We start from the raw sequence: 24,305 nt of genomic DNA, 5'->3' as shown, positions 1-24,305 counted from the left end.
AGGCACCGCGTTCATTCAGAAAGCACGCGTTATCGTTGACGTTTTTCGCGAGCAAGCTCGCTCCTACATTGGACCAGCGTCGTTACACCCGGAACTGATCCATCAACCCCTGCTGCTGATTCGCCAGGTTGTTCAACGCCCGGCTCACGCGCGCCGATTCATTGGCTTGTTCCGACAGCGACTCGGTCACGTCGCGAATTGTCGCCACGTTGTTGTTGATCTCCTCGGCCACGGCGCTTTGCTCTTCGGCGGCGCTGGCGATTTGCAGGTTCATGTCGCTGATCACGGTGACGGCGTCACCGATCTGGCGCAGTGCGGTGACCGCCTGGCCGACTTGCTCGACACTGCCTTGAGCCTGACGATAGCTGTTGCCCATGGCACCGACGACTTCCTGGGTGCCGCTTTGCAATTGCTCGATCACGACGCGGGTTTCTTCCACCGATTCCTGGGTGCGTCGTGCCAGGTTGCGCACTTCGTCGGCCACCACGGCAAAACCCCGGCCGGCCTCACCGGCGCGGGCGGCCTCGATGGCGGCATTGAGCGCCAGCAGGTTGGTCTGCTCGGCGATGCCGCGAATCACTTCCAGCACCGAGCCGATTTTTTCGCTGTTGCTCGCCAGGCCTTCAACCTGGGTCATGGCAGTGCTCATGTCAGCCGCCAGCAGGCCGATGTTGCTGGTGGTCTGATCGATCACGGTCAGGCCGTCGCGGGTGGACTGGTCGGCATCGCGGGCCGCTTGCGCTGCCTGGGCTGCGCTGCGGGCGACGTCCTGGGCGGTGGCGCTCATTTCGTGGGAGGCCGTGGCCACCTGGTCAACCTGACGATACTGCTGCTCCATGCCGGCGCTGGTTTCGCTGGCGATCGCGGCGGATCGGTCGGCGGTGCCACGGGCGTCCTGCACCGATTGTTTGACCTCGGCGATGATCGGCTGCAGCTTGTCGAGGAAACGGTTGAACCAGCCGGCCAGTTGGCCCAGTTCGTCCTGTTTGTCGTAGGCCAGGCGGCGGGTCAGGTCGCCTTCGCCGCTGGCGATGTCCTCGAGCATATGTGCTACGCCGAGGATCGGCCGAGTCACGCTGCGCGCCATCAGCCACACCAGGATCAAACCGACCACGGCGGCCAGCAGGCCCAGGCCAAGTTCGAGCAGGGTGCCTTGGGTATTGTCGGCATCCAACTGGGCCTTGAGCGCCTCGGCCGGGGCCACCAGGACTTTTTTCGGTACGTCCAGCAGCACGCCCCATGGCTTGCCGTCCGGGATCGGGGCAAAGGGCGCCAGCACTTTGAGTTGGTGGTCGGTGCGCAGGCTGCGGATCTGTGTGCCGCTCGCCAGGGCACTGATCAACTGTGCGCCGCTGTCGGGGTCGACCTGGTCCAGGCGTTGACTGAGTTTGCTGGCGTCCGGGCTGTAGCCCGCGAGCAAGCCGGTGGGGCTCAGAATGCTGACGTGGGCCTGGCCGTCGTAGAGCTTCTGGCTGGCCTGTTGGCTCACGGCCTGCAAGCTGTTGAGATTGATGTCCACCGACAACGAGGCAATGACTTTGCCGTTGACCATCAGCGGGAAGACGATGCTGGTCATCAGCACGTTCTGCCCGTCGATCACATAAAAGTAAGGTTCGATCACGCAGGGCTTGAGGGTGGTGCGCGGGCAGGTGAACCAGGCGTTGGCTTTTTCGCCGCTGGGGCCGATGGACGTGTCGGTCATGTCGCTTTCGGGCAGCGCCATGGAGGTGATTTTGCCGGGCGTCGGCTGCGACCAGTACAGGGCGAAGCGGCCTTTGTCGTTACTGCCCAGCTCCGCCTGGTTGGCGAACAGCTCATCCTTGCCATCCAGCGCATTGGCTTCAAATACCAGGGACAAACCCAGCAGGTCGGGGTTGGCCTGCAGCGCGGCGCGGACCTGACGAGTCAGGTCTTCGCGGGTGTCGAAGGCATCCAGGAAGCGTTTTTCCGCCTGTTCGCGCAAAAACAGCACCTGGCGGGAAAACCCATGGCCGTACTGGTAGGCATCCATGAACTGCTGGCGAATGCCCAGCGCCTGCACTTCACCTTGCGCCTCGATACGCGCCTGGGCGGCTTCATCGAGCATCTGCATGCTGGACGCCTTGACCTGCTCGGAACTCTGCGCCATTCGGTACAGCGACAGACCCACCAGCAGGGTCACGATCCCCAGCAGGCACAGGCCCGCGAGCAGGGTAATTTTCCATTGAATGGAGAGCTGCCTGAGCGACATCGGGACATCCTTACATGAATACACATAGAGACACCGTTATCGGCTGCGCGCGTTTTTTCTTTATTCAAACAGTCAATTTAAACCTGCCCAGGGTCACAGCTTTTTGACATGGCCGGCCGGCTGCTGCAAAGTGCGGGCCCTCTAATAAGACCTCTTTGAGCCCGTACGCCGGCAGCGCCTTCAATGGCCGCTGCGGCGCGGGCATGCCTGTCTTTTATGTTTCTGTCTTGAGGTAACCATGATTAACGCTGTTATCGCCGCGGTCGGCACCATGCTGGTGCTCAGCCTGTCCCGTGTGCATGTGGTCATCGCCATTATTGTGGGCGCCCTGGTGGGCGGCTTGACCGGAGGGCTGGGGATCGACGCCACGCTCAAGGCGTTTAACAGCGGTTTGGGCGGCGGTGCGACGGTGGCTTTGTCCTACGCCTTGCTCGGCGCTTTCGCGGTGGCGATTGCCAAGTCCGGCCTGGCACATGCCTTGGCGGACAAAGCGCTGCTGCTGGTCGATCGCCAGGAAGCCAGCGGCGGCAACCACGTCAAATGGCTGCTGATCGGCCTGCTCGGGGCGGTGGCGATCGCTTCACAGAACATCCTGCCCATCCACATCGCGTTCATCCCGCTGCTGGTGCCGCCGTTGTTATATGTGCTGACCAAGCTGCAACTGGATCGCCGCCTGATCGCTTGCGTCATGACGTTCGGCTTGATCACGCCGTACATGTTCCTGCCGGTGGGCTTCGGCAATATCTTCCTCAACCAGATCCTGCTGGCCAACGTGGCCAAGAGCGGTGTGGACATCAGCCAGGTCAACGTGACCCATGCCATGAGCCTGCCTGCGCTGGGCATGGTGGTCGGGCTGCTGGTGGCGGTGTTTATCAGCTATCGCCGAAAACGCGTGTACGACCTGGAAAAAATCGAGCGTGTCGAGCAGGTGGCGGTGCAGTACAACCCATTGACCCTGCTGGTGGCCGGCCTGGCGATTGCCTCGGCGTTCATCATTCAACTGTGGCTGGACTCGATGATCATCGGCGCGTTGGCCGGGTTCCTGATTTTCTCGGTGTCGGGCATCGTGCGCTGGCGCGAGACCGATGACCTGTTCACCGAAGGCATGAAGATGATGGCGATGATCGGCTTCATCATGATCGCCTCGTCGGGCTTTGCCGAAGTGCTCAAGGCCACCGGTGATGTGCGCTCCCTGGTGGAAACCTCGGCGGCGTTCATCGGCCATAGCCGTGGAGTCGGGGCGTTGTTGATGCTGCTGGTGGGGCTGTTGGTGACCATGGGCATCGGTTCGTCGTTTTCCACGGTGCCGATCCTGGCCGCGATTTTCGTACCGTTGTGTGTGCAACTGGGCTTCAGCCCGGTGGCGATCGTGTGTATCGTCGGCACCGCCGGCGCGTTGGGCGACGCCGGTTCACCGGCCTCCGATTCCACACTCGGCCCGACCTCCGGCCTGAATATCGACGGCCAGCACCATCATATCTGGGACACCGTGGTGCCGACTTTCCTGCACTACAACCTGCCGCTGCTGGCGTTTGGCTGGCTGGCGGCGATGACGCTCTGACATCAGCTCCCTCACCTCACTGTAGGAGCGAGCTTGCTCGCGAAAAACGCCCAGATAACGCGTTCATCCAGAATGCACGCGTTATCGTTGACGACCTTCGCGAGTAAGCTCGCGCCTACAGAAATGACGCATTTGGCCGCTAACCTCTCAAGTCGCCCCTAATAAGAGAGAAAAGCCATGCGTCTGAGCCTCAAGGCCAAAGTCCTGTCCCTTGCCGTCGTGCCGGTGTTGCTGTTCGCCCTGGTCATCAGCCTGACCACCGTGTGGATGCTGCAGGGCCAGGCGCGCAACGAGGTGGATGAAACCCGCCAGCGCCTGCTCAACGATGCCAAGGCTACCCTGCAGGGTTATGTCGAAGTGGCCATGACCACCATCAAACCGCTCTACGACGCCGCTGCCCCCGGCGATACGGCGGCGCGGGCGCAGGTGGTCAAGTTGCTGTCCAACACCGGCTATGGCAAGGACGGCTACTTCTTCGGCTACGATTCCGAGACCATCCGCCTGTTCAAGGGCAACAGCCCGGACGGCGTGGGCAAGAGCTTCAAGGATAACCGCGACCCCAACGGCGTCTACGTCAACCGCGACCTGGTCAAAGTCGGCAAGGATGGCACCCACTACCTGCAATACAGCTCGACCCAGCCCGGCCAGACCGAGTTGGTGCCCAAGCTCGGTTACACCGAATACCTGCCCAAGTGGGACATGGTCATCGGCACCTCGGTCAACCTGGATGGCATCGAAGCCCAGGTCGCAGTGGTCGAGGCCAAGGTCCACGCGCGCATGGAGGGCGTGCTGTTGAGCATTCTCGGTTTGGCCGCCGTGGTGTTGCTGGTGATCGCCGCTGTCGGCCTGCTGGTGGCCAACACCATTCTGCGCCCACTGAGCCTGATGAAGGCCAACCTCGACGATATCGCCGCCGGCGAAGGTGACTTGACACGCCGCCTGGCCATTACCAGCCAGGACGAACTCGGCGACCTGGCCGGCGCGTTCAACCGCTTTGTCGACAAGATTCACGGCCTGGTCCGCCAGATCACCGAAATGACCGCGCAACTCACCGGCCTGGTGAGCCAGGTGTCCGAGCAAGCCCAGCGCTCGGAAACCGCCATGGAGCGTCAGCGTCACGAAACCGACCAGGTCGCCACCGCGATCAATCAGATGTCGTCCGCCGCCCATGAAGTGGCGCGCAGTGCCCAGGGCGCCGCCGTTGCCGCGCAGCAGACCGATGCCGAGGGCCAGGCCGCCAAGCGCGTCGTGGACGGCAGCATCGCGCAGATTCATGCGCTGGTGAGCGATATCCGCAGCAGCGGGGTGTCCCTCGACAGCCTGCAGCAGGATGTGTCGTCGATTGTCAGCGTACTCAGTGTGATCCGCTCGATTGCCGAACAAACCAACCTGCTCGCGCTGAACGCGGCGATTGAAGCTGCGCGTGCCGGGGAGGCCGGGCGCGGCTTTGCCGTGGTCGCTGATGAAGTGCGCGCCCTGGCCAGCCGCACCCAGACCAGCACCCAGGAAATCCAGGGCATGATCGACCGCCTGCAAAAAGGCACCGAAGCCGCCGTGGACGCCATGCGCCGCTCCAGCGATGCCGGTGACGGCACCTCGGCCCAGGCCAACCAGGCCGGAGCATCGCTGGACACCATGGCGCAGTTGATCGGCACCATCAACGCCATGAACGCGCAGATCGCCAGCGCCGCCGAAGAGCAAACCGCCGTGGCCGAGGAAATCAACCGCAGCGTGCACCAGATTGCGGGGGCGGTGGACAGCGTGGCCGATGAAACCCGACTCGGCGCCCAGACGTCCCGCAGCCTGGCGGATTTGGGTCAACGTCTGGGGCAGTTGGTCGGTCAGTTCAGGATCTGATCACTCCAGGCTTGGCTCCACCACTTTTTTACGCGGCAACGCGTGAGAGGTTCACAGGCTGTACGGCATCAGCTCATCTGAATCAATGTCTTGAGGATGGTGCTTTCGGTCGAGATGGTTTTTGCGTTCGCCTGATAGTTGCTCTGGGCCTTGATCAGGTCGACCAGCTCGTTGGTCAGGTTGACGTTGGAGTTTTCCAGGGCGTTGGCCTTGATCGAACCCAGCGTACCGGTTTGCGGGGCGTCGTAACCGGGTTGGCCCGAAGCGAAGGTCTCTCGCCAGGTCGTGCTGCCGCCAGGCTGCAGGCCTTGTTCGTTGTTGAAGCTCGCCAGCGATATCTGGCCGACAGCCTTGCTCTGCTGGTTACTGAACGTGGCGAACAGTACCCCGTTGCCGTCGATTTTAAGGCTGGTGATCTGGCCGGTGGCATAGCCGTCGGTGAACGGCGGGTTGCGATAAGTGGCCGAATTGTATTGGGTGGTGTTGGCGATGTTGATGGCGATCCCGGTCGGATTGGCAGTCGCGCCGTTTGCTTTCCACACACCTCCCGTCACAGTGCCAGGGACCCAGCCGGTAATGGTCAGGATTTTATCGGATACGCCTGCGGTTACCACGCTGGTGAGCTTGCCTGCACCGTCAAAGGTCAACGTCGACGGCACCGGTGGGGTCGATGGCGTGCCGGTTGGCGCCGAACCATCAGGGTTGCGACCGTCAATCAAGGTGTAGGCGTTCCACTTGTTGCCGTCGGTTTTCACCAGGTACTGCACCATCGGGTGCGCGTTGCCCTGGGCGTCGTACAACGTCGTGCTGTATTGAGTGGTAAAGGTGCTGGTGTCGGTTGGGTTGAATGGCTTGGCCGCCTGGTCGATCACCCGTTCCGAGGCGTTCAGGTTACTGGTGGAGTCCACCTTGGTGGAGGCCTTCGGCGGCAGGTTCGACAGGTTCAGTTGCAGGTCGGTCAGGCCACGCTTGATGATCTTGCCATCGGCATCCGCCGCGTAGCCTTGCAGGCGCGAGGTGCCCGTGTTGTTGGTGATGTAGCCGTCTTTGTCGGCACGGAAGGCACCGCTGCGGGTGTAGGCCAGCGAACCGTCGCTGCCTTTCTGGACGAAGAAACCACTGCCCTGGATCGCCATGTCGAGGATGCCGCCGCTGCCGTTGACGTCGCCTTGAGTGAACTGCTGAGACACGGTCGCCAGGTTCACCCCGTTGCCGATGCTGTTCTGGCCGGTACCCAGTTTGGAGGCGGCATAGATGTCGGCGAATTCCGCACGGGAGGACTTGAAGCCTGTGGTCGCGACGTTGGCGATGTTATTGCCCGTCACGTCCATCTGCTTGTTGGCGGCGTGCAGACCGCTAAGGCCAGTATTGAAAGACATATCAACTCCTTGGGGTGCCGTTGCTGTTCAAGGCGGGGAAGGGCTGAGTGTGTACAACGCGCATGGATGTTTGTGGGAGGTTGTGTGGAGAGAGGGTGGAGGCCTGGATTTATTTACCCGGTGCGACGTCAGAGGTCGCGCATCAGCACGATTGATCTGCGTCTACCCTTGCAACAAAGATGGCACTCGCAGCGCTGGCAGCGGACTAAGCAGCAGGGCGCACATGCGCGCTCTGCTTTTCTGACATGGATCGGACATGAATCAAACCAATCTGCAATTCAAAACCTTATTGTTACTGCTGGCCCTGGTCACGGTCGCCTTTATCTGGATATTGCTGCCGTTCTACGGCGCGGTGTTCTGGGCGGTGATCCTCGGCATCATCTTTGCGCCCATGCAGCGCCGCCTGCAGCAGCGCTTTGGCTGGAACCGCAACCTGACGTCCCTGACCACCTTGCTGGTGTGCCTGGTGATCGCGATTTTGCCGGTGATCATTACCAGCGCCTTGCTGGTGCAAGAGGGCGCCACGCTCTATAAAAACGTCGAAAGCGGCAAGTTGGATGTGGCCGGTTATATCGAGCAGTTCAAGCATTTCCTGCCGCCGTATTTCCAGCACCTGCTGGACCGTTTCGGCATGGGCAACCTGGAAGGCCTGCGCGAGAAGGTGGTCAAGGGCGCGATGCAGGGCAGCCAGTTCTTCGCCTCCCAGGCATTCAGCTTCGGCCAGGGCACGTTCGATTTCCTGGTGAGCTTCTTCATCATGCTGTACCTGCTGTTTTTCCTGCTGCGCGACGGCCCGGAGCTGGTACGCAAGGTGCGCACGGCGGTGCCGCTGGCCGAGCCGCAAAAGCGTCGCCTGCAACTCAAGTTCAATCGGGTGGTGCGGGCTACGGTCAAGGGCAACGTGCTGGTGGCTGTCACCCAGGGTGCGCTGGGGGGCTTGATCTTCTGGTTTCTGGATATTCCCAGCGCGTTGCTCTGGGCGGTATTGATGGCGTTTCTGTCCCTGCTGCCTGCGGTGGGCGCCGGGATTGTCTGGGGACCGGTGGCCGCGTACTTCCTGTTGAGCGGTTCGATCTGGCAGGGCGTTGTGCTGGCCTTGTTCGGCGTGTTCGTGATCGGCCTGGTGGACAATGTGCTGCGCCCGATCCTGGTGGGCAAGGACACCAAGATGCCGGATTACCTGATCCTGATCTCGACCCTGGGCGGGCTGTCGGTGTTTGGCCTCAATGGTTTCGTGATCGGGCCGCTGGTCGCGGCGCTGTTCATATCCTGCTGGGCGTTGTTTGTCGAAACCAAGCCACGCGTCAAGCTGCCGCTGCCCTAGGCTTCAAGCCTGTAGCCGGCTGCCAGCTGGCGTTGCATCTGGGCGTCGGATAACGAGGTGAGCGGGCCGCTGATGGGCTCGCCATCGCTTACCACGTACCAGCAGGCGAGCAGGCCCCGCTTGCGAAGAGGGGCGGGAACGGCGCTGCCGATGACGGACATGATCTGAACAGTGGGCATAAGTACCTCCAAACGTTATGGAGGTCACCTTACGGTGCGCCGGCGCCAAGGAAAAATCACCTGGCTCGATAGTCGACATCAATGCCAGGCGTTAATCCACCACCTGATCGAGCATGTGCACCACTTCCTGTTCGCTGAGCAAGCCTTTGCGCACCAGGCTTTCGGCCAGCAATGCCAGGAACTTTGCGCTGCGGTGGCCTTCCAGGTGCTTGAGTTCGGTCAAGGCGCTGTAGACCTTGCTGGACGTGCAGAGGCCAGCGGTGCGGTGCGGATTTTGCGTGGGCATGGTCCATCGTCCTTAATTGTTATTGAGTGGACAGAATCAATACTGAGACGGCTTGGTGACACAAACATGACAGCGTTTGTATGAGTCGATCAAGAGGCGATCCCAACCTGATGATGTGGGATCGGCGCTCAAGCATTGTCCTCACAACGACCTTGGCAGCATAAATCCAGACTTTGCCGCAAAAAAAGGCCCCGCGTGTGGGCGAGGCCTGTGGCGTGTGCACCAATCGGCGGTTACCAGCCGTGGCGATAGTAGCCGTGGGGCGGGCCATAGTAGCCATAACCCCGTGGCGGGCCGTAATAGACGGGCGCCGGGCGGTAATAGACCTGTTGCTGCACGTACACCGGTGGTGGCGGCGCGTAGTAGACCGGCGGCGGAGCGGCATACACCGGCTGCGGCTGCACGTACACCGGTTGTTGCTGTACATAGACCTCACGAGGCTGGCTGGCAACCACGGAGCCGACGACGGCTGCACCGACAATCGCACCCAACACGGCCGGGCCGCCCCACCCACCACCGTGAGCGGAAGCTTGGCCTGCCATAGCGAGTGCGCCAATAAGCAAAGCAATCCTGGGGACTTTACGCATCATGATCTTTCCTCGGTTAGCCCCTGCGCTTGTGGTCTGCAATCAATAGACTCAAGGATTGTCGCCGGGATACTTTTAAGACAACGTATTTCTAAAAAACAGCACAGCCAATAGGTAAAGGTTGTGTAAGGTCTGTACCGATTTGCTTACCTCAAGGAGTTACCCATGCAGATGCACCCCAACAAGGACACCCGGCTGTGCATGTCACTGTCGGCACGTCCCGGAAATTTCGGCCTGCGTTTCCATAACCATCTGTATGAGCAACTGGGCCTGAATTTCTACTATAAAGCCTTCAGCAGCCAGGACTTGCCTGGCGCGATCGGCGGCATACGAGCGCTGGGCATTCGCGGCTGTGGCGTGTCCATGCCGTTCAAGGAAGCTGCCATCGCTTTAGTGGACGAACTTGACGATTCGGTTCAAGCCATCGATTCGTTGAACACCATCGTCAACACCGATGGCCGTCTCAAGGCCTACAACACCGATTACATCGCCGTTGAGCAACTGCTGAAAAAGCATCAGGTGCCCAAAGATTCGAGCTTCGCCCTGCGCGGCAGCGGCGGCATGGCCAAGGCCGTGGCCAGTGCCTTGCGCGATGGCGGTTACGCCAAGGGTGTGATCGTGGCGCGCAACGAAGCGGCGGGCAGGGCCCTGGCGCAGAACCTGGGGTACGCATGGCAGGCTGAGTTGGGCGAGTTACGCCCGCAACTGCTGGTGAATGTGACACCGATCGGCATGAGCGGCGGGGCCGAAGCGGATCAGCTGGCATTTGCGGCCGAGGCCGTGGATAACGCTGAGACGGTGTTCGATGTCGTCGCGATCCCTGCTGAAACACCCTTGATCGTGCGTGCGCGTGCCAAGGGCAAGCGGGTGATTACCGGGCTTGAAGTGATTGCGATCCAGGCGCTGGAGCAGTTTGTGCTGTATACCGGCGTGCGCCCTACGCAGGAGCAGTTCCAGGCGGCGGTGGCCTTCGCCCGGAGCTGACGCCCTGTAGGAGCGAGCTTGCTCGCGAAAAACGTCAACGATAACGCGTGTTTTCTGAATGAACGCGATGCCAGTGAGTTTTTCGCGAGCAAGAGCTAGGCGCCCCGCCTCGCTCCTACAGACGGTGGTGTGCGCTTAACTAATTGGCTTTAGCGCAAGGTCTAACCTCGTCAGGCCTGTTCCAGCTGTGTCAGGCGTTCTTCCAGGGCGGCAATCCGCGCTTCCAGCTCTTCAATGCGGTCGGCGCCGACGGCCCCGCCGCCACGCTCCATCTGGTTCCCGCGCGCGGCAATAATCGCTTCGATATCCGCCGGGTCGCCCAGCGCATGGGTATACCGATCTTCGCGCTGCCCCGCCTGGCGCGGCACCAACACCGCCAAGCCGCGGGCAATCAGGCGTTCCAGCTGATGCACCACTTGCTCGGCGTCTTCAAAGTCATGCATGCGCCCGCTGCGCGTCAGCAACTCATTGACGGTCTGCGGCCCGCGCAGGAACAACAGCCCGATCAGGATGACCTGCGCCGGTACCAGTTCCAGCGCCTTGTCGACGCGGTGTTCCCAGCGGTCGGCGCGGCTGCCCATGACCAGCCGGGTAAAACCCTGGCCTTCCAGTACGCGCAAGCTTTGGCCAACCTGGCCCTGGCTGAGGTTGGTCACCGGTTCGCGGCTGGTCTTCTGGTTACACGCCAGCACCAGGGCGTTAAGGGTCAGGGGGTAGGTTTCCGGATTGGTCGCCTGCTTCTCGATCAGGCAGCCCAGGACGCGGATTTCCGTGCTGTTCAGGCGCGGCTCAGAAGTGTCGGTGTCGTGCTCGGCGGTCATCGCGCGTTCCCTATGCAGTGAATCCACTAGCCTAAGCCGGAAAAAATAAAAGACAAGCGGCAGGCATGGCTATAATCGTCGCTGGTTCCAACCCTGCCATTACCGTGAGACTGACATGACTATTTCCCTGTATGCCGCTTCCATCCCAGTCTTCAAGCAAATGCTCAACGCCCTGAGCGATGTGCTGAACAAGGCCGAAGCCCACGCCAGCGCCAAAAACATCGAGCCGAACGCCTTGCTGCAGGCGCGCCTGTTCCCGGACATGTTCCAGCTGGTGCGCCAGGTACAGATCGCTGTCGACTTCGCCAAAGGTGTCAGTGCACGCCTGGCCGAGATTGAAGTGCCCAAGTACGAAGACAGCGAAGTCACCTTCGCCGACCTGCAAGCGTTGATCGCCAAAGTGCTGGCCTTCGTCGACACCATCAAGCCTGAGCAAATCGACGGCAAGGAAGGCATCGAGATCGTCACCCGTCCGGGCACCCCGAAAGAGAAGCGCTTCAGCGGCCAGTCCTACCTGCTGACCTACGGCCTGCCGCAGTTCTTCTTCCACGTCACCACCGCTTACGCCTTGTTGCGTCACAACGGCGTGGAAGTGGGCAAGCGTGACTACATGGGCGCTTTCTAAGGCTGTGACATGATCGTTCCCACGCTCTGCGTGGGAATGCCGCCCTGGACGCTCCGCGTCCGGCTCGTTGCGCAATGGCTGGTGTTCAAGCCGGCTGTGCATCCTTGTCCAAACACGCCGCTGCGGTGAACAACACATCGGTGGACGAGTTGAGCGCGGTTTCCGCCGAATCCTGCAATACGCCGATGATGAAGCCGACAGCCACCACCTGCATGGCAATCTCACTCGGAATGCCGAACAGACTGCACGCCAGCGGAATCAGCAGCAGCGAGCCGCCGGCCACGCCCGAAGCCCCGCAGGCACAGATGGCCGCGACCACGCTGAGCAGTACGGCGGTGGGCAGGTCCACGGCGATGCCCAGCGTATGCACGGCTGCCAGCGTCAGTACAGTGATGGTGATTGCCGCACCGGCCATGTTGATCGTGGCACCCAGGGGGATCGACACCGAATACGTGTCTTCATGCAGGCCCAGGCGTTTGCTCAACGCCAGGTTCACCGGAATATTCGCCGCCGAGCTGCGGGTAAAGAACGCGGTGATACCGCTTTCGCGCAGGCACAGCAGCACCAGGGGGTAAGGGTTGCGACGCAGTTTCCAGAATACGATGGCCGGGTTGATCACCAGCGCCACAAACAGCATGCAGCCGATCAATACCACCAGCAGATGGGCATAGCCGAGCAGGGCGCCGAAGCCGGAGGTGGCCAGGGTCGAGGCGACCAGGCCGAAGATCCCCAGCGGGGCGAAGCGGATCACCATCCGTACGATCAGCGTTACGCCATTGGACAGGTCGTCGAGCACGGTGCGGGTGGTGTCGCCTGCATGGCGAATGGCAATGCCCATGCCGATGGCCCAGGCCAGGATGCCAATGAAGTTGGCATTCATCAGCGCGCTGACCGGGTTATCCACCACGCTGAGCAGCAGGCTTTGCAGCACCTCGCCGATACCGCCGGGGGCGCTGACGGTGGCGTCATGGGTAGCCAGGACCAGGGAAGACGGGAACATCATGCTGGCAACCACCGCGACCACCGCAGCGGCAAAGGTACCCAGCAAATACAGAAACAGGATCGGTCGGATATGGGTTTCCTGGCCGTGTTTATGATTGGCGATGGACGCCATCACCAGCACGAACACCAGGATCGGCGCGACGGCCTTCAGGGCCGCGACGAACACTTTGCCGATAAAGCCGGTGGCCTTGGCGGCCTCTGGCAGCAACAGGGCCAGCAGAATGCCGGCGATCAGGCCGATGATGATTTGGGTGACCAGGCTGACGCGCATTAAGCGTTGCAGCAGAGAAGGGGCAGCAGTCATAAACGGTTGTCTCTAGTTTTTTTAGTGGGCACAGCATTGCAGGGAGAAAGTACTGTAGGAAGCAGGCGCAAAGTCTAGCATGCTGTAGGACGAGTCCCGTTTGCTGCGTCATTGCGTCACCGCCATCGTCGGATTTGGCAAATCGTTCCCACAGCGCGTTCAGGGCAGGGCGGTAAACAGTTCGCGCCGGGCGCCTTCGGTAATCGCCACGATGCCCGGGTGCTTGACCTTGCGCTCCACCGAGATGGCGTAAAACGATTCGGTCACCGCGTCGGTCTGGCCGATAAGTGCCACGCCGTACTGGCGCACCACTTCATCGGCGATCACGCTGGGGGCGATAAAAATGCCGCTGCCGGATTGCCCGAATGCCTGCATCAAGGCGCTGTCGTCGAACTCGCCGATGATCCTGGGCTGAATCTGCTGATCGGCGAACCAGCGCTGCAAACGGCTGCGCACCACGGTCTCCGCGCCGGGGATCAACAACGGTGCGCCGTGCAAACACGCCGGGAACGCGCCGCCATGTTGCTCGGCCAACGCGTGGGTGGCAAAAAAGCTGATGCCGCATTCCCCCAGCTTCTGGCTGTAGCCCTTGATGTCCAGGTGAGTAGGCATCGGGCTGTCGGAAATCACCAGGTCCAGGCGCTGGATCGCCAGGTCGGCCAATAACCGTTCGAGTTTGTCTTCCCGGCACGTGATGCGGATCGGTTCGCTCAGCTCCATGGTGGGCGCGATCAGGCGGTACACGATGGACTTGGGCACCACGTCCGCCACCCCGACGCGAAACACAATCTGCTGCTCATTGGGCTGCGCGCGTAGCATCGCCTCCAATTCATTGCCGGTCTGGAACATCTGCTCGGCGTAGGGCAGGGCCTGGCGCCCGGCTTCGGTCAGCTCCAGCTGGCGCCCTACGCGCTGAAACAGGGCGATGCCAAAGGTCTGTTCCAGCAGGCTGATCTGCCCGCTGATGGTTTGGGGCGTAAGGTTCAGTTGTTCGCAGGCGCGCACGATGCTGCCCGTCTTCGCCACCACCCAGAAGTAATGCAACTGTCGATAATTGAGCATCACCGTCTACACTTCGTAAAAACCGAAGTATACCTGAGAAAAATACGAATTTTTCTGAACTGTTCATCTGCATAAAATGCCTCGCTATCGCGGGGCCACTATTTGGCCCCAGGGGTTCTAACGAGGAATACATCATGAAACTCAATTCCCTGGGCGCGGCGTCGCTGCTTGCGCTTTCATTGGTGATGATCAGCGGTTGTGATCAGGTCGAGAAAAGCGCGCAGCAGGTGCTGGGCAAGGCCACCGAGTCGGCCAAGCAAGCCATCGATGACACCCAGAAGGCCGCCGAACAGGCATTGAGTGAAGCGACCCAAGGCTTGATCAGTCCGCAGAAAAAGGACGACCCGGCAGAAAAAGACGCTGAATCGAACACCCAAGAAACCTAATTTCCCAGCACAACGTCAGGACTGACCTATGGATTATCTTTTACAACTGGCCGCCAGCCCCACCGCGTGGATCGCGCTGGCCACCTTGATCGTCATGGAAATCGTGCTGGGCATCGATAACCTGATCTTCATCTCGATCCTCACCAACAAACTGCCCGAGCAGCATCGGGCCAAGGCGCGGCGCATTGGCATCAGCATGGCGCTGATATTGCGCCTGGGCTTGCTGAGCACCATTGCCTTTATCGTGCAGCTGACGGCGCCGGTGTTCGAAGTGTTCGGCCAGGCCTTTTCGTGGAAGGACATGATCCTGATCGCCGGTGGCCTGTTCCTGGTGTGGAAGGCAACCACCGAGATCCACCACAGCATGGACCCGGCGCCCGAAGAGAAAGCCAGCGTTGGCAATACGGTGGCCATCGGCTTTGCTGCCGCCATCGGACAGATCCTGCTGCTCGACCTGGTGTTCTCCATCGACAGCATCATCACGGCAGTGGGCATGACCGAACACTTGCCGATCATGATCATTGCCGTGGTGACCTCGGTCATCGTGATGCTGGTGGCGGCCGAACCCTTGGCCAAGTTCATCAACGACAACCCGACCGTGGTGATGCTGGCCCTGGGTTTCCTGATCATGATCGGCATGACGCTGATCGCCGAAGGCTTCGGCGCCCATGTGCCAAAAGGCTACGTGTATGCGGCCATGGCGTTCTCGGCGGCGATCGAATGCCTGAACATTGCCCGACGTAACCGGCACGCGCGTTTGTTGGCAGCCCGGCAGTAACGCTTGACCTGAAAAGCCGGCCGCGTTCATTAGAGCGCGGTTGGCTTTTGGCTATCTGGTAGAATTTTCCTACACGATAGCTAGAGGTTTCCCATGAGCGAGCAGATTCGACTTACGCAGTACAGCCATGGTGCGGGTTGCGGTTGCAAGATCTCGCCTCAGGTGCTGGAGGTGATTCTGGCCGGCAGTGGCGCACAAAACCTCGATCCCAACCTCTGGGTGGGCAACGCTTCACGCGATGATGCGGCGGTGTACGCCATCGACGACGAACGCGGCGTGGTCTCCACCACGGACTTTTTCATGCCGATTGTCGACGATCCCTTCGACTTCGGGCGCATTGCCGCCACCAACGCCATCAGCGACATCTACGCCATGGGCGGCGACCCGTTGATGGCTATTGCCATTCTTGGCTGGCCGGTGAATGTGCTGGCGCCGGAGATCGCCCGCGAAGTGATCCGCGGTGGCCGTGCGGTGTGCGACGCTGCGGGCATTCCGCTGGCGGGTGGGCATTCCATTGACGCGCCGGAACCGATCTTCGGCCTGGCCGTGACCGGCATCGTGCAAAAACGCCATATGAAGCGCAACGACACCGCCACCGCAGGGTGCAAGCTGTACCTGACCAAACCCTTGGGCATCGGCATCCTCACCACCGCCGAAAAGAAGGGCAAATTGCGCGAGGCCGACATCGGCCTGGCCCGCGACTGGATGTGCACCCTCAACAAACCCGGTAGCCGCTTCGGCAAGCTGGCCGGGGTGACTGCGATGACCGATGTCACCGGTTTCGGCCTGTTGGGCCATCTGGTGGAAATGGCCGACGGCAGCGGCCTCACGGCCCGCATCGAATATGCAAAAGTCCCACGCTTGCCAGGCGTCGAATACTACCTGGACCAGGGCTGCGTACCCGGTGGCACCTTGCGCAACTTCGACAGCTACGCCAGCAAGGTCGGGCGCGTGCAGGAACTGCACAAGCGCGTGCTGTGCGATCCGCAAACCAGCGGTGGCTTGCTGATCGCCGTCACGCCCGAAGGCGACGCCGAGTTCCACGCGGTGGCCGCTGAACTGGGCCTGGTCCTGGAGTCCATTGGCGAACTGCTTGAGCGACAGACCAACGCGGTAGAGGTGATTTGATGGCGACTGATATCACCGATTACCGCGACATTTTCCTCAACGACCGGCCGATGATGGATACCCGCGCGCCGGTCGAGTTCACCAAGGGCGCGTTCCCCGGCGTGGTCAACCTGCCGCTGATGACCGACGAAGAGCGCCAGCGGGTCGGCACCTGCTACAAGCAGCAAGGCCAGCAAGCTGCAATCGTGCTGGGCCATGAGCTGGTGTCGGGGGCGGTCAAGGCCGTGCGTATCGAGCAATGGGCACAGTTCGCCCAGGCCAATCCACAGGGCTACCTGTACTGCTTTCGCGGCGGGTTGCGCTCGCAGATTGTGCAGCAATGGCTGAAAACCGAAGCGGGTATCGAGTATCCGCGTGTCGGTGGTGGCTACAAGGCCATGCGTACTTTCCTACTGGATACGCTGGACCAGGCGACTGCTCAATGTGATTTTGTGCTGCTCGGCGGCATGACCGGCACCGGCAAGACCGAAGTGCTCGGTCAGTTACGCAACGCCCTGGACCTGGAAGGCCATGCCAACCATCGCGGCTCCAGCTTCGGCAAGCGCGCCACGGCGCAGCCTTCCACTATCGACTTCGAAAACCGCCTCGCGGTGGACGTGCTGAAAAAACGCGCGGCGGGCATCGAACAGTTCGTGGTCGAGGACGAGAGCCGCATGATCGGCAGCTGCGCGCTGCCGCTGCCGTTACACAAAGGTATGCAGGCATTCCCGATGGTGTGGCTCGAAGACAGCGTTGAAGGTCGCGTCGAGCGCATCCTGCGCGATTATGTGGTCGACCTGTGCGCCGAGTTCATTGAGGTATTGGGTGAAAATGGCCAGGCACTCTTTGCCGAACGTCTGACCCAAAGCCTTGCCAATATCCATAAGCGCCTGGGCGGCGAACGCTTTCAGCGGCTGCAGGCGATTTTGCAGGACGCCCTGGCGGAACAGGCACGCAGCGGGGCAGTGGACCTGCACCGCGTGTGGATCGAAGGCTTGTTGCGCGAGTATTACGACCCGATGTACGCGTTTCAGCGTGAAAAGAAAGGCGCGCGGATCGAGTTCGCCGGGGAGCAGGGGGCGGTGGTGGAATACTTGCGTGAGCGTGGTGTTCGGCGCAGTTGATTGGCAGGTTTCAAAGACGCCTTCGCGGGCAAGCCTTAAGGGTTTTTTGTAGGGGCGGCTACCGACAGCGCACCTACGCCAGCAAAGCCTGGCTACTGCCGGTGGCGAGCAAGGTGCAGGCGCGTTCGCAGCTGTATGCGCGGCAATATGCCGGGTGCAAGGATGAGTTGGGTCGAGGGTTCTGGAGCCAGTTCTGGCATTGGTTGTAAAGCACTGCGCTGGATGCATGCAAATCAAAATGTGGGAGGGGGCTTGCCCCCGATGGCGGAGTGTCAGCCACTGATGTTGCGACTGATGTACCGCTATCGGGGGCAAGCCCCCTCCCACAGTAGATGGCGGTACGGCGACGGCCGCGAAAGGGTCGTCAGCCCACTTGAAATCTAAAGAATCACCGCCCCGATCAACCCGCACACCACTCCCATCAGCATGGTCAGCCCGGCCACCGTCACCAGCACCCGCGCATCGAAATCCTTGCGCAGCATCAGCAGCGACGGCAGGCTTATGCTCGGCAGGGTCATCAGCAAGGCGACGGCCGGGCCGGTGCCCATGCCCAGGGTCATCATGGTTTGTACGATGGGAATCTCGGCCGCCGTAGGAATCACGAATAACGTGCCGACTATCGCCAGCGGAACCAGCCACACAAGGCTGTCGGCCATCGCCCCGTCCACATGGGGGAACAGCCAGACCCGTGCCGCGCCGAGGATCAGCACCGCGAGGATATACACCGGGATGGTGCTCCAGAACAGCTGCCACAACGTCCGTAACCAGCGCGTCAGGAAGGGTTCGGACTCAGCAGTGCTGACCTCGGCCACGGCCTCCAGCGCCGCTTCCGGCACTTGGTCCGGGCGCGCAATACGCTGCGCGATCAATGACACACCCACCACCAGCACAATCCCCGCCACCAGCCGCAACGCGGTAAAGCCCCAACCCAGCACAAAGCCCATGAACACCAGCGTGGCGGGGTTCAATACCGGGTTGGCAATCCAGAACGCCAGCGCCGCGCCCACCGACACCTGCTGACGGCGCATGCCTGCCGCCACCGGCGCCGCGCAGCAACTGCACATCATCCCCGGCAAGGCGAACAGCCCGCCACGCAGGGTCGAGCCCAGTCCGGCCCGGCCAAACAGGCGCAGCAGCCAGTCGCGCGGGATCAGCACTTGCAGCAGCGAACCGAGGATCACCGCCAGCACGGCGGCTTTCCAGATCGCCAGGAAATACACCTGGGCATAGGCCAGCGCCGCCGCGAGGGGCGAGCTTTGCTGGTCATTGAGAATCGAGGCACCGATGCTGTGGTTGTCGGCCGCGACAAAGGCCTTGAGGTAGTAGGGCGACCATTTCACGTAGTAGAGGCCGACGCAGGCCACCAGGAGAAACAGCGCAGGTTTGCACCAGAACGACCAGCCCCGGTTGGGCTGGGCAGAAGGGAGGTTGGACATGAAGATGTTCCGCCGATGAGTCAATAGCGCAGCATCATACGCGCCTGACGCTCAACCTTCAGATATCTGCGCTGACCTGGGTCGGATCCGGGCAGGTTTGCACACCATTATCGAGCCCCTGCTTGTAGTTGCGACTGAGCAGCGAGGCCTTGCCGTTGTGCCAGGTGAGTGTCAGCACGTACAGCGAGTCATAGTCGTTACCGGACCAGTCTTCGGTGATGGTGTGCTTTTCGCCTGCCGCTTCACTGGCGACTTTGTTGATCAACTCCGGCAGGTAACCGTGGGACCAGGCGGTGTAGATCGTGGCGTTGTGGTACTTGTCTTCGACCAGTTCATCGGCCAGGGCACTGGTGTCGTTTGCCGAGAACTTGATGTTGACCGGCAGGCCCAGCTTGATTGCGCTGGGACTGATGGTCATCAGCGGGCGAATGTAGCTGTAGGAGTTGTCGTGCTCACCTTCCTCGACATTGCGCGTCGGGTTGGCGGCGAACACGAAATCGGCCTTGCCGAATTTTTCCGGCAAGACACTGGCCAGGTTCATCGCACGGTTCAGGCCCTGGCAATTGAGTTGGCCCAGGCCCCCGGCAGGTTTTTCGCCGTGGCGCAGAAATACCAGGGTTTGCACGCCGTCTACCGGTTGCGCGCGGCTTTCACGGGCATCCAGTGCCGTGACAATACCCGCCGTGACCAGCAGCAGCGGTAACATGATGTATGAATAACGTTTGATGTGTTGCACAAGGCGCAGAGGCTTGATCTTCATTAGGTTCGAGTCTTCTTGCGTCGGGTTAAGGCTGACAGGCCCGGCCCAGTGGCGCGGTGCGCGTCTGAGGGTGTTCCATGTCGGTATAGCCAGGTGCCTCCATTCACCGAACAAGCGCACTTATGAGTGCATTCGGGCATTTTGGTTCGCCCACGGGGATTCTAGTCAGGCAATGTTGCTCGATGATGACGCATGCACGACGCCGAGCAGATGACTATCATGGGGATTTTGAGCTCAGGAACTTCCTCGATGAACGCACTCGCCGCTTTCCCGATCAACAGCAAATGGCCCGCCCAGCACCCGGAGCGCCTGCAACTGTACTCGCTGCCTACGCCCAACGGTGTAAAAGTCTCGATCATGCTCGAAGAGCTGGGCCTGCCTTATGAGGCGCACAAGGTCAGCTTCGACACCCAGGACCAATTATCCCCCGAGTTCCTGTCGCTGAACCCCAATAACAAGATCCCCGCAATCATCGACCCCAATGGTCCCAGCGGGCAGCCGCTGGCGTTGTTCGAGTCCGGCGCGATCCTGATTTACCTGGCGGAAAAGACCAGCCAGTTGCTCGCCGAAGACCCGGCCACTCGCTACGAAACCCTCCAGTGGCTGATGTTCCAGATGGGCGGGATCGGCCCGATGTTCGGCCAGTTGGGGTTCTTCAACAAGTTCGCCGGCAAGGCCTATGAAGACAAGCGCCCGCGCGACCGTTATGCCGCCGAGTCGCGGCGCTTGCTCCAGGTACTGGAGAAACGCCTGCTGGGCCGCACCTGGATCATGGGTGACGATTACAGCATTGCCGACATCGCCACCTTCCCCTGGATTCGCAACCTGATCGGTTTCTACGAATCGGGCGACCTGGTAGGCATCGCCGATTTCCCTAATGTACTGCGCGCGCTGGACGGTTTTGTCGCACGCCCAGCGGTGATTCGTGGCCTGAATATTCCGAGCTGAGCATGCCGATTTTCGATTTCAAACAACTGGATGTCTTCAGCCGTGTGCCGCTCAAAGGCAACCCAGTTGCCGTGGTGCTCGGGGCCGACAGCCTGACGGACCAGCAGATGGCCGACTTCGCCAAGTGGACGAACCTCAGCGAAACCACGTTTTTGCTGACGCCCCGTGACCCGCGAGCCGACTACCGGGTAAGAATTTTCACAACTTTGCAGGAACTGCCGTTTGCCGGGCATCCGACCTTGGGCAGTTGCCACGCGTGGTTGCAGGCAGGCGGTGTTGCGCGTGGGCAAGAGATCATTCAGGAGTGCGAAATCGGCCTGGTACGCATTCGACGCGAAGGCGACGAGCTGGCGTTCATCGCGCCACCGCTGTTGCGTTCCGGCGTTGTCGAGGCGTCGCTGCTGGAGCGTGTGCGCGTGGGGCTGGGCCTGGCGCCCGGCGCTATTGTGCGCAGCCAGTGGGTGGATAACGGCGCGGGTTGGCTGGCGGTGATGCTGGCTGATCGAAAGGCTGTGCTGGCGCTGCGGCCTGACTACGCGCAGTTGCTCGGGCTGGCGGTTGGCGTCATCGCGCCCGGCACAGGGGACGACGCACAGTTTGAGGTGCGCGCCTTCATCGCCGGCGACGGTGCTCAGGAAGACCCGGCCACCGGCAGCTTGAACGCCGGGCTTGCCCAATGGCTGCTCGGCGAGGGCCTGGCGCCGGAGCGCTACGTGGTCAGCCAAGGCACCGCCATCGGGCGAGCGGGGCGTATTCGCATCGAGCGCCAGGGCAGTGAAATCTGGGTGGGCGGCGCCGTTGCCGTCTGCATCGAAGGGCATTTACAGCTCTAGATCAATGCAATTGTTACGTGCTGCGCAATACACTGTTGGCCCCTCGGCATTTGTGCCGCCGGGGCTTGGGGCATAAGCTTTGGCCCCAAAGAGTTCAGCCACTTTTCAGGAAAACCATGACCAGCCAGTTCCCCCAAGCCCGCCCCCGTCGCCTGCGCCGCTCTCCGGAGCTGCGTGGCCTGTTCCAGGAAAGCGAATTCACGCTCAACGACCTGGTGCTGCCGATTTTCGTCGAAGAAGAAATCGACGATTTCGTGCCGATCACCAGCATGCCGGGCGTGTTGCGTATTCCTGAGAAAAAGCTGGCCGGCGAGATCGAGCGCTATGCCCGTGCCGGCATCAAGTCTGTGATGACCTTTGGCGTTTCCCACCACCTGGACGCCAGCGGCAGCGATACGTGGAAAGAGCGCGGCCTGGTCTCGCGCATGTCGTCGATCATCAAGGACGCCGTGCCGGAAATGATCGTGATGTCCGACACCTGCTTCTGCGAATACACCGACCATGGCCACTGCGGCGTGATGCACGGCGCCCACGTCGATAATGACGCGACCCTGGTCAACCTCGGCAAACAAGCCGTGGCCGCCGCCCGCGCCGGTGCCGACGTCATAGCGCCCTCGGCGGCGATGGACGGCCAGGTCCAGGCCATCCGCCGCGCCCTGGACGATGCCGGTTTCACCCACATCCCGATCATGGCCTACTCCACCAAATTCGCCTCGGCCCTCTACGGCCCGTTCCGCGAAGCCGGCGGCAGCGCCCTCAAGGGCGACCGCAAAAGCTACCAGATGAACCCGATGAACCGCCGCGAGGCCGTACGAGAATCGCTGCTCGACGAGCAGGAAGGCGCCGATGCGCTGATGGTCAAACCGGCCGGCGCCTACCTCGACATCATCCGCGACATCCGCGAGGCCTCACGCCTGCCGGTGGCGGCGTATCAAGTGAGCGGCGAGTACGCGATGATCAAATTCGGCGCACAGGCCGGGGCGATTGACGAGGATCGCGTAGTGCGCGAGACCCTGGGCTCGATCAAGCGGGCGGGGGCGGATTTGATATTTACGTATTTTGCGATGGATTTGGCGTTGGCGGGGATTTAGGTAGACGCTCATTCTGTGGCGAGCGTGCTCGTCACAGATGCATTTGCTAAGTTTGCACCGATTCAGCCCAGCGCTGGCAGAAATCATGCTGCTCTTGTATATCATTGGTGAGATCGTTTTCTTCATAAGAAAATATATGCACAAGTTCCCCTTCTGGCTGCCCCATTGTCAGTTCGTAAGCAATAAGACCGTTTGACATATGTGAAGACATACCTGACGTGTGGACGTTGATTTTGGCGCCTTTGCAAAGAAACAACGTGTCTTTCATATCAGCTCTTAATAAGCCGAAGCAATCGTATAAGTCCATTGCTGTATAGGTTTTTTGGATCCCGTTGCTTAGCAATAGATAAAGGGTAGATTTACCGCCTTCATATTCGATCACTGCACTGTCACGTATCCCGTCTTTGATAATGGTGATTTCACGTGATTTCATGGGTATTTCCTATGCGGGTTCAAAATTGTATATCCCTTAAAGGTTCCGTCTTCATTAACTGGCGATGCACCTAAAATATCCTTGGTATCTATTCGACCGGGAATTGCGATTTCTAATTCGTTTTTATGTTTTGAGAGCTTCCCGAGCTCTTTGTTTACGTCTCTTCCAGGAATTTTCCTCAGTGTGTAAAGGAAACCTTCTTCGAATCCAAAGCTTGAAGCAAATACCAACGCTTGTTTCCTTGAGGATGAAGTGGGGACGAAATTGCTAGGAGGACTGGCATTATTCAACACGTGCAGGAAAAGGTCTGTGCTGTCTCCTCGACTTTCAAATCCATTATTAAAGATTTCGTCTGGTTCTCTTAAGTCACCGCGATACAGATATTCTCGTTTTTTTTCTGAGCTGGGTAGCGGGGGAGCTCCCTCATCTACCTTTACCTGCCCGTGAGATTTTTCTGTATTAAGCTGTGGTTTACATCCGCCCGCGCCTGGACATGTACTCAACCCTAGCGGATCCACCCACCCAGTAGGATTGGGCACGTAGTGGTACCCATTGATCCCACCCGCCAGCTTCACCGGGTCCGGCGTCAGGTAACGACCGATATTCGGGTGGTAATAGCGATGGCGGTTGTAGTGCAGGCCGCTTTCCTGGTCGTAGTACTGGCCTTGAAAACGTAGCGGGTTGTCGATTTTGCCGACGTCGAGGCGGCTGATTTCGCCGTAGGCGCGGTAATGGGCGGACCAGACGATTTCGCCGTCGGACGTTGTAAGTTCCTGCGGTGTGCCGAGGTGATCGAGTTGGTAGTAGTAGGGGTTGGTTTCTTCTGGCCCGAAGCCTTCCAGCAGTGCCAGCGGGCGGAAGCTGTCGGGTTCGTAGAGGTAGCTGCGATGGCGGTCGGCATGGTGTTCGGCGATCAGCTTGTCGCCTTGCCAGAAAAACTCTGTGGTGGTGCCATCTACGGTTTTGCTGATACGTCGACCAAACGGGTCATAGCGATAGCTGGCGGTTTGGCCGTTGGGTTTGGTGACGCCAATCAGCCGGTGCTGGCAGTCGTAGCGGTACTCGGTGACGAGTGCATGACCCTTGCCATGCCGTTCTCTTATTAGATTTCCGAAGGCGTCATAGTCGTAATGGTGATCGCCTTGGATCATCAGGCGATTGCCCGCCACGATGTCCGGCCCCGGCCTGTCTTGCATAAGCAAATTGCC

At 60.5% G+C, this 24,305-nt stretch carries 24 protein-coding genes and 3 pseudogenes; 14 read left to right on the top strand and 13 right to left on the bottom strand.

Translation table 11 applies throughout. The annotated features are described in order from the left end of the window. Nucleotides 1-82: 82 nt before the first annotated feature. Together BFP90_RS29575 and BFP90_RS29570 are read right to left on the bottom strand one after the other, a co-directional pair. Entirely contained in the window at nucleotides 83-838 is a 756-nt protein-coding gene (locus BFP90_RS29575) for a methyl-accepting chemotaxis protein (RefSeq protein ID WP_370671693.1), read from the bottom strand. Between the two features lie 102 nt (nucleotides 839-940). Further along, nucleotides 941-1,087, bottom strand: a pseudogene (locus tag BFP90_RS29570) (HAMP domain-containing protein); the annotation flags it as partial. Between the two features lie 1,384 nt (nucleotides 1,088-2,471). Between BFP90_RS29570 and BFP90_RS09925 the strand changes: the two are divergent. From BFP90_RS09925 to BFP90_RS29560, 3 genes and pseudogenes are all read left to right on the top strand, one after another. Further along, nucleotides 2,472-3,791, top strand: coding sequence for a Na+/H+ antiporter family protein (locus BFP90_RS09925; protein WP_163001645.1), 1,320 nt, complete (start codon nucleotides 2,472-2,474; stop codon nucleotides 3,789-3,791). A gap of 177 nt (nucleotides 3,792-3,968) precedes the next feature. Further along, nucleotides 3,969-4,790 (top strand): annotated as a pseudogene (locus BFP90_RS29565) (cache domain-containing protein); the annotation flags it as partial. A gap of 36 nt (nucleotides 4,791-4,826) precedes the next feature. Then, nucleotides 4,827-5,648 (top strand): methyl-accepting chemotaxis protein, encoded by an 822-nt coding sequence (locus BFP90_RS29560; RefSeq protein WP_370671692.1) that lies wholly within the window; start codon nucleotides 4,827-4,829, stop codon nucleotides 5,646-5,648. Between the two features lie 68 nt (nucleotides 5,649-5,716). Here BFP90_RS29560 and flgE read toward each other — a convergent pair whose 3' ends face one another. Further along, on the bottom strand, nucleotides 5,717-7,027 hold the full coding sequence (gene flgE / locus BFP90_RS09915; protein WP_065896555.1) for a flagellar hook protein FlgE: 1,311 nt from the start codon (nucleotides 7,025-7,027) through the stop codon (nucleotides 5,717-5,719). 256 nt (nucleotides 7,028-7,283) lie between these two features. Between flgE and BFP90_RS09910 the strand changes: the two genes are divergently transcribed. Next, complete coding sequence (locus tag BFP90_RS09910) at nucleotides 7,284-8,351, top strand: AI-2E family transporter (RefSeq protein WP_065891825.1); 1,068 nt, start codon at nucleotides 7,284-7,286, stop codon at nucleotides 8,349-8,351. Here BFP90_RS09910 and BFP90_RS09905 read toward each other — a convergent pair. From BFP90_RS09905 to BFP90_RS09895, 3 genes are all read right to left on the bottom strand, one after another. After that, nucleotides 8,348-8,530 (bottom strand): hypothetical protein, encoded by a 183-nt coding sequence (locus BFP90_RS09905; RefSeq protein ID WP_065884060.1) that lies wholly within the window; start codon nucleotides 8,528-8,530, stop codon nucleotides 8,348-8,350. The genes BFP90_RS09910 and BFP90_RS09905 overlap by 4 nt on opposite strands. A gap of 91 nt (nucleotides 8,531-8,621) precedes the next feature. Continuing rightward, nucleotides 8,622-8,816 (bottom strand): hypothetical protein, encoded by a 195-nt coding sequence (locus BFP90_RS09900; RefSeq protein WP_057726255.1) that lies wholly within the window; start codon nucleotides 8,814-8,816, stop codon nucleotides 8,622-8,624. Nucleotides 8,817-9,049: 233 nt separating this feature from the next. Beyond that, complete coding sequence (locus BFP90_RS09895; protein WP_065884089.1) at nucleotides 9,050-9,403, bottom strand: hypothetical protein; 354 nt, start codon at nucleotides 9,401-9,403, stop codon at nucleotides 9,050-9,052. A 165-nt stretch (nucleotides 9,404-9,568) separates the two neighbouring features. Here BFP90_RS09895 and BFP90_RS09890 point away from each other — a divergent pair, with 165 nt between their 5' ends. After that, complete coding sequence (locus tag BFP90_RS09890) at nucleotides 9,569-10,387, top strand: shikimate 5-dehydrogenase (RefSeq protein WP_065884062.1); 819 nt, start codon at nucleotides 9,569-9,571, stop codon at nucleotides 10,385-10,387. Nucleotides 10,388-10,557: 170 nt separating this feature from the next. Here the strand turns inward: BFP90_RS09890 and BFP90_RS09885 are convergent, their stop codons facing one another. Beyond that, complete coding sequence (locus tag BFP90_RS09885) at nucleotides 10,558-11,208, bottom strand: YceH family protein (RefSeq protein ID WP_065896554.1); 651 nt, start codon at nucleotides 11,206-11,208, stop codon at nucleotides 10,558-10,560. Between the two features lie 115 nt (nucleotides 11,209-11,323). Between BFP90_RS09885 and BFP90_RS09880 the strand changes: the two genes are divergently transcribed. Then, nucleotides 11,324-11,833, top strand: coding sequence for a DUF1993 domain-containing protein (locus BFP90_RS09880; protein ID WP_057726249.1), 510 nt, complete (start codon nucleotides 11,324-11,326; stop codon nucleotides 11,831-11,833). Between the two features lie 85 nt (nucleotides 11,834-11,918). On the opposite strand, the gene sstT is transcribed toward BFP90_RS09880, so the two are convergent. Then, a complete protein-coding gene (gene sstT, locus BFP90_RS09875) occupies nucleotides 11,919-13,139 on the bottom strand; it encodes a serine/threonine transporter SstT (protein WP_065896553.1) in 1,221 nt (406 codons plus the stop codon). A 159-nt stretch (nucleotides 13,140-13,298) separates the two neighbouring features. Next, nucleotides 13,299-14,201 (bottom strand): transcriptional activator NhaR, encoded by a 903-nt coding sequence (nhaR, locus tag BFP90_RS09870; protein ID WP_065884067.1) that lies wholly within the window; start codon nucleotides 14,199-14,201, stop codon nucleotides 13,299-13,301. A 134-nt stretch (nucleotides 14,202-14,335) separates the two neighbouring features. On the opposite strand from nhaR, the gene BFP90_RS09865 reads away from it, so the two are divergent. From BFP90_RS09865 to BFP90_RS29120, 5 genes and pseudogenes are all read left to right on the top strand, one after another. Continuing rightward, on the top strand, nucleotides 14,336-14,587 hold the full coding sequence (locus BFP90_RS09865; protein WP_065891830.1) for a hypothetical protein: 252 nt from the start codon (nucleotides 14,336-14,338) through the stop codon (nucleotides 14,585-14,587). Nucleotides 14,588-14,615: 28 nt separating this feature from the next. Continuing rightward, nucleotides 14,616-15,365, top strand: a complete 750-nt coding sequence (locus tag BFP90_RS09860) for a TerC family protein (protein ID WP_065884069.1) — start codon at nucleotides 14,616-14,618, stop codon at nucleotides 15,363-15,365. Between the two features lie 93 nt (nucleotides 15,366-15,458). Continuing rightward, complete coding sequence (gene selD, locus BFP90_RS09855; RefSeq protein ID WP_065891831.1) at nucleotides 15,459-16,493, top strand: selenide, water dikinase SelD; 1,035 nt, start codon at nucleotides 15,459-15,461, stop codon at nucleotides 16,491-16,493. Beyond that, the gene (mnmH, locus tag BFP90_RS09850) at nucleotides 16,493-17,596 is read left to right on the top strand and encodes a tRNA 2-selenouridine(34) synthase MnmH (RefSeq protein ID WP_065896552.1); all 1,104 of its coding nucleotides are present in this window, start codon (nucleotides 16,493-16,495) and stop codon (nucleotides 17,594-17,596) included. Before selD ends, mnmH begins: the two co-directional genes overlap by 1 nt. Nucleotides 17,597-17,649: 53 nt before the next feature. Further along, a pseudogene (locus tag BFP90_RS29120) lies at nucleotides 17,650-17,805 on the top strand (hypothetical protein); the annotation flags it as partial. A 171-nt stretch (nucleotides 17,806-17,976) separates the two neighbouring features. Here BFP90_RS29120 and BFP90_RS09845 read toward each other — a convergent pair. Next, the gene (locus BFP90_RS09845; RefSeq protein ID WP_065884073.1) at nucleotides 17,977-19,032 is read right to left on the bottom strand and encodes a permease; all 1,056 of its coding nucleotides are present in this window, start codon (nucleotides 19,030-19,032) and stop codon (nucleotides 17,977-17,979) included. Between the two features lie 58 nt (nucleotides 19,033-19,090). After that, nucleotides 19,091-19,792 (bottom strand): histidine phosphatase family protein, encoded by a 702-nt coding sequence (locus tag BFP90_RS09840; RefSeq protein ID WP_065884075.1) that lies wholly within the window; start codon nucleotides 19,790-19,792, stop codon nucleotides 19,091-19,093. 249 nt (nucleotides 19,793-20,041) lie between these two features. Here BFP90_RS09840 and BFP90_RS09835 point away from each other — a divergent pair, with 249 nt between their 5' ends. The 3 genes from BFP90_RS09835 to hemB all read left to right on the top strand — a co-directional run bounded on the left by BFP90_RS09835 (nucleotide 20,042) and on the right by hemB (nucleotide 22,664). Next, complete coding sequence (locus BFP90_RS09835) at nucleotides 20,042-20,740, top strand: glutathione S-transferase N-terminal domain-containing protein (protein ID WP_065891833.1); 699 nt, start codon at nucleotides 20,042-20,044, stop codon at nucleotides 20,738-20,740. Between the two features lie 2 nt (nucleotides 20,741-20,742). Beyond that, entirely contained in the window at nucleotides 20,743-21,573 is an 831-nt protein-coding gene (locus tag BFP90_RS09830; protein WP_065896551.1) for a PhzF family phenazine biosynthesis protein, read from the top strand. Nucleotides 21,574-21,689: 116 nt separating this feature from the next. Beyond that, entirely contained in the window at nucleotides 21,690-22,664 is a 975-nt protein-coding gene (gene hemB, locus BFP90_RS09825; protein WP_016977356.1) for a porphobilinogen synthase, read from the top strand. A gap of 46 nt (nucleotides 22,665-22,710) precedes the next feature. On the opposite strand, the gene BFP90_RS09820 is transcribed toward hemB, so the two are convergent. Together BFP90_RS09820 and BFP90_RS27240 are read right to left on the bottom strand one after the other, a co-directional pair. Then, entirely contained in the window at nucleotides 22,711-23,097 is a 387-nt protein-coding gene (locus tag BFP90_RS09820) for a hypothetical protein (protein WP_065891835.1), read from the bottom strand. Continuing rightward, nucleotides 23,094-24,305, bottom strand: a 1,212-nt coding sequence (locus BFP90_RS27240) for an RHS repeat-associated core domain-containing protein (protein WP_176718030.1), incomplete at its 5' end; no start/stop codon positions are given. The genes BFP90_RS27240 and BFP90_RS09820, both read right to left, overlap by 4 nt.

The sequence above is a fragment of the Pseudomonas sp. 24 E 13 genome (assembly GCF_900004715.1).
Taxonomy (GTDB): Bacteria; Pseudomonadota; Gammaproteobacteria; order Pseudomonadales; family Pseudomonadaceae; genus Aquipseudomonas; species Aquipseudomonas orientalis_A.
Note: the sequence above shows the minus strand (reverse complement) of the source record. Positions and strands in the feature narration are given on the sequence as shown.

Excerpts from the sequence above, each read along its gene's own strand:
- BFP90_RS09900 (WP_057726255.1), bottom strand. The coding sequence starts at position 8,816 with ATGCCCACGCAAAATCCGCACCGCACCGCTGGCCTCTGCACGTCCAGC.
- BFP90_RS09820 (WP_065891835.1), bottom strand. The coding sequence starts at position 23,097 with ATGAAATCACGTGAAATCACCATTATCAAAGACGGGATACGTGACAGT.
- BFP90_RS09860 (WP_065884069.1), top strand. The coding sequence starts at position 14,616 with ATGGATTATCTTTTACAACTGGCCGCCAGCCCCACCGCGTGGATCGCG.
- BFP90_RS09880 (WP_057726249.1), top strand. The coding sequence starts at position 11,324 with ATGACTATTTCCCTGTATGCCGCTTCCATCCCAGTCTTCAAGCAAATG.
- BFP90_RS09905 (WP_065884060.1), bottom strand. The coding sequence starts at position 8,530 with ATGCCCACTGTTCAGATCATGTCCGTCATCGGCAGCGCCGTTCCCGCC.
- BFP90_RS29575 (WP_370671693.1), bottom strand. The coding sequence starts at position 838 with ATGGAGCAGCAGTATCGTCAGGTTGACCAGGTGGCCACGGCCTCCCAC.
- flgE (WP_065896555.1), bottom strand. The coding sequence starts at position 7,027 with ATGTCTTTCAATACTGGCCTTAGCGGTCTGCACGCCGCCAACAAGCAG.
- BFP90_RS09885 (WP_065896554.1), bottom strand. The coding sequence starts at position 11,208 with ATGACCGCCGAGCACGACACCGACACTTCTGAGCCGCGCCTGAACAGC.
- hemB (WP_016977356.1), top strand. The coding sequence starts at position 21,690 with ATGACCAGCCAGTTCCCCCAAGCCCGCCCCCGTCGCCTGCGCCGCTCT.
- BFP90_RS09830 (WP_065896551.1), top strand. The coding sequence starts at position 20,743 with ATGCCGATTTTCGATTTCAAACAACTGGATGTCTTCAGCCGTGTGCCG.
- BFP90_RS29560 (WP_370671692.1), top strand. The coding sequence starts at position 4,827 with ATGACCGCGCAACTCACCGGCCTGGTGAGCCAGGTGTCCGAGCAAGCC.
- BFP90_RS09890 (WP_065884062.1), top strand. The coding sequence starts at position 9,569 with ATGCAGATGCACCCCAACAAGGACACCCGGCTGTGCATGTCACTGTCG.
- BFP90_RS09895 (WP_065884089.1), bottom strand. The coding sequence starts at position 9,403 with ATGCGTAAAGTCCCCAGGATTGCTTTGCTTATTGGCGCACTCGCTATG.
- BFP90_RS09840 (WP_065884075.1), bottom strand. The coding sequence starts at position 19,792 with ATGAAGATCAAGCCTCTGCGCCTTGTGCAACACATCAAACGTTATTCA.
- BFP90_RS09910 (WP_065891825.1), top strand. The coding sequence starts at position 7,284 with ATGAATCAAACCAATCTGCAATTCAAAACCTTATTGTTACTGCTGGCC.
- selD (WP_065891831.1), top strand. The coding sequence starts at position 15,459 with ATGAGCGAGCAGATTCGACTTACGCAGTACAGCCATGGTGCGGGTTGC.
- nhaR (WP_065884067.1), bottom strand. The coding sequence starts at position 14,201 with ATGCTCAATTATCGACAGTTGCATTACTTCTGGGTGGTGGCGAAGACG.
- sstT (WP_065896553.1), bottom strand. The coding sequence starts at position 13,139 with ATGACTGCTGCCCCTTCTCTGCTGCAACGCTTAATGCGCGTCAGCCTG.
- BFP90_RS09845 (WP_065884073.1), bottom strand. The coding sequence starts at position 19,032 with ATGTCCAACCTCCCTTCTGCCCAGCCCAACCGGGGCTGGTCGTTCTGG.
- BFP90_RS09865 (WP_065891830.1), top strand. The coding sequence starts at position 14,336 with ATGAAACTCAATTCCCTGGGCGCGGCGTCGCTGCTTGCGCTTTCATTG.
- mnmH (WP_065896552.1), top strand. The coding sequence starts at position 16,493 with ATGGCGACTGATATCACCGATTACCGCGACATTTTCCTCAACGACCGG.
- BFP90_RS09835 (WP_065891833.1), top strand. The coding sequence starts at position 20,042 with ATGAACGCACTCGCCGCTTTCCCGATCAACAGCAAATGGCCCGCCCAG.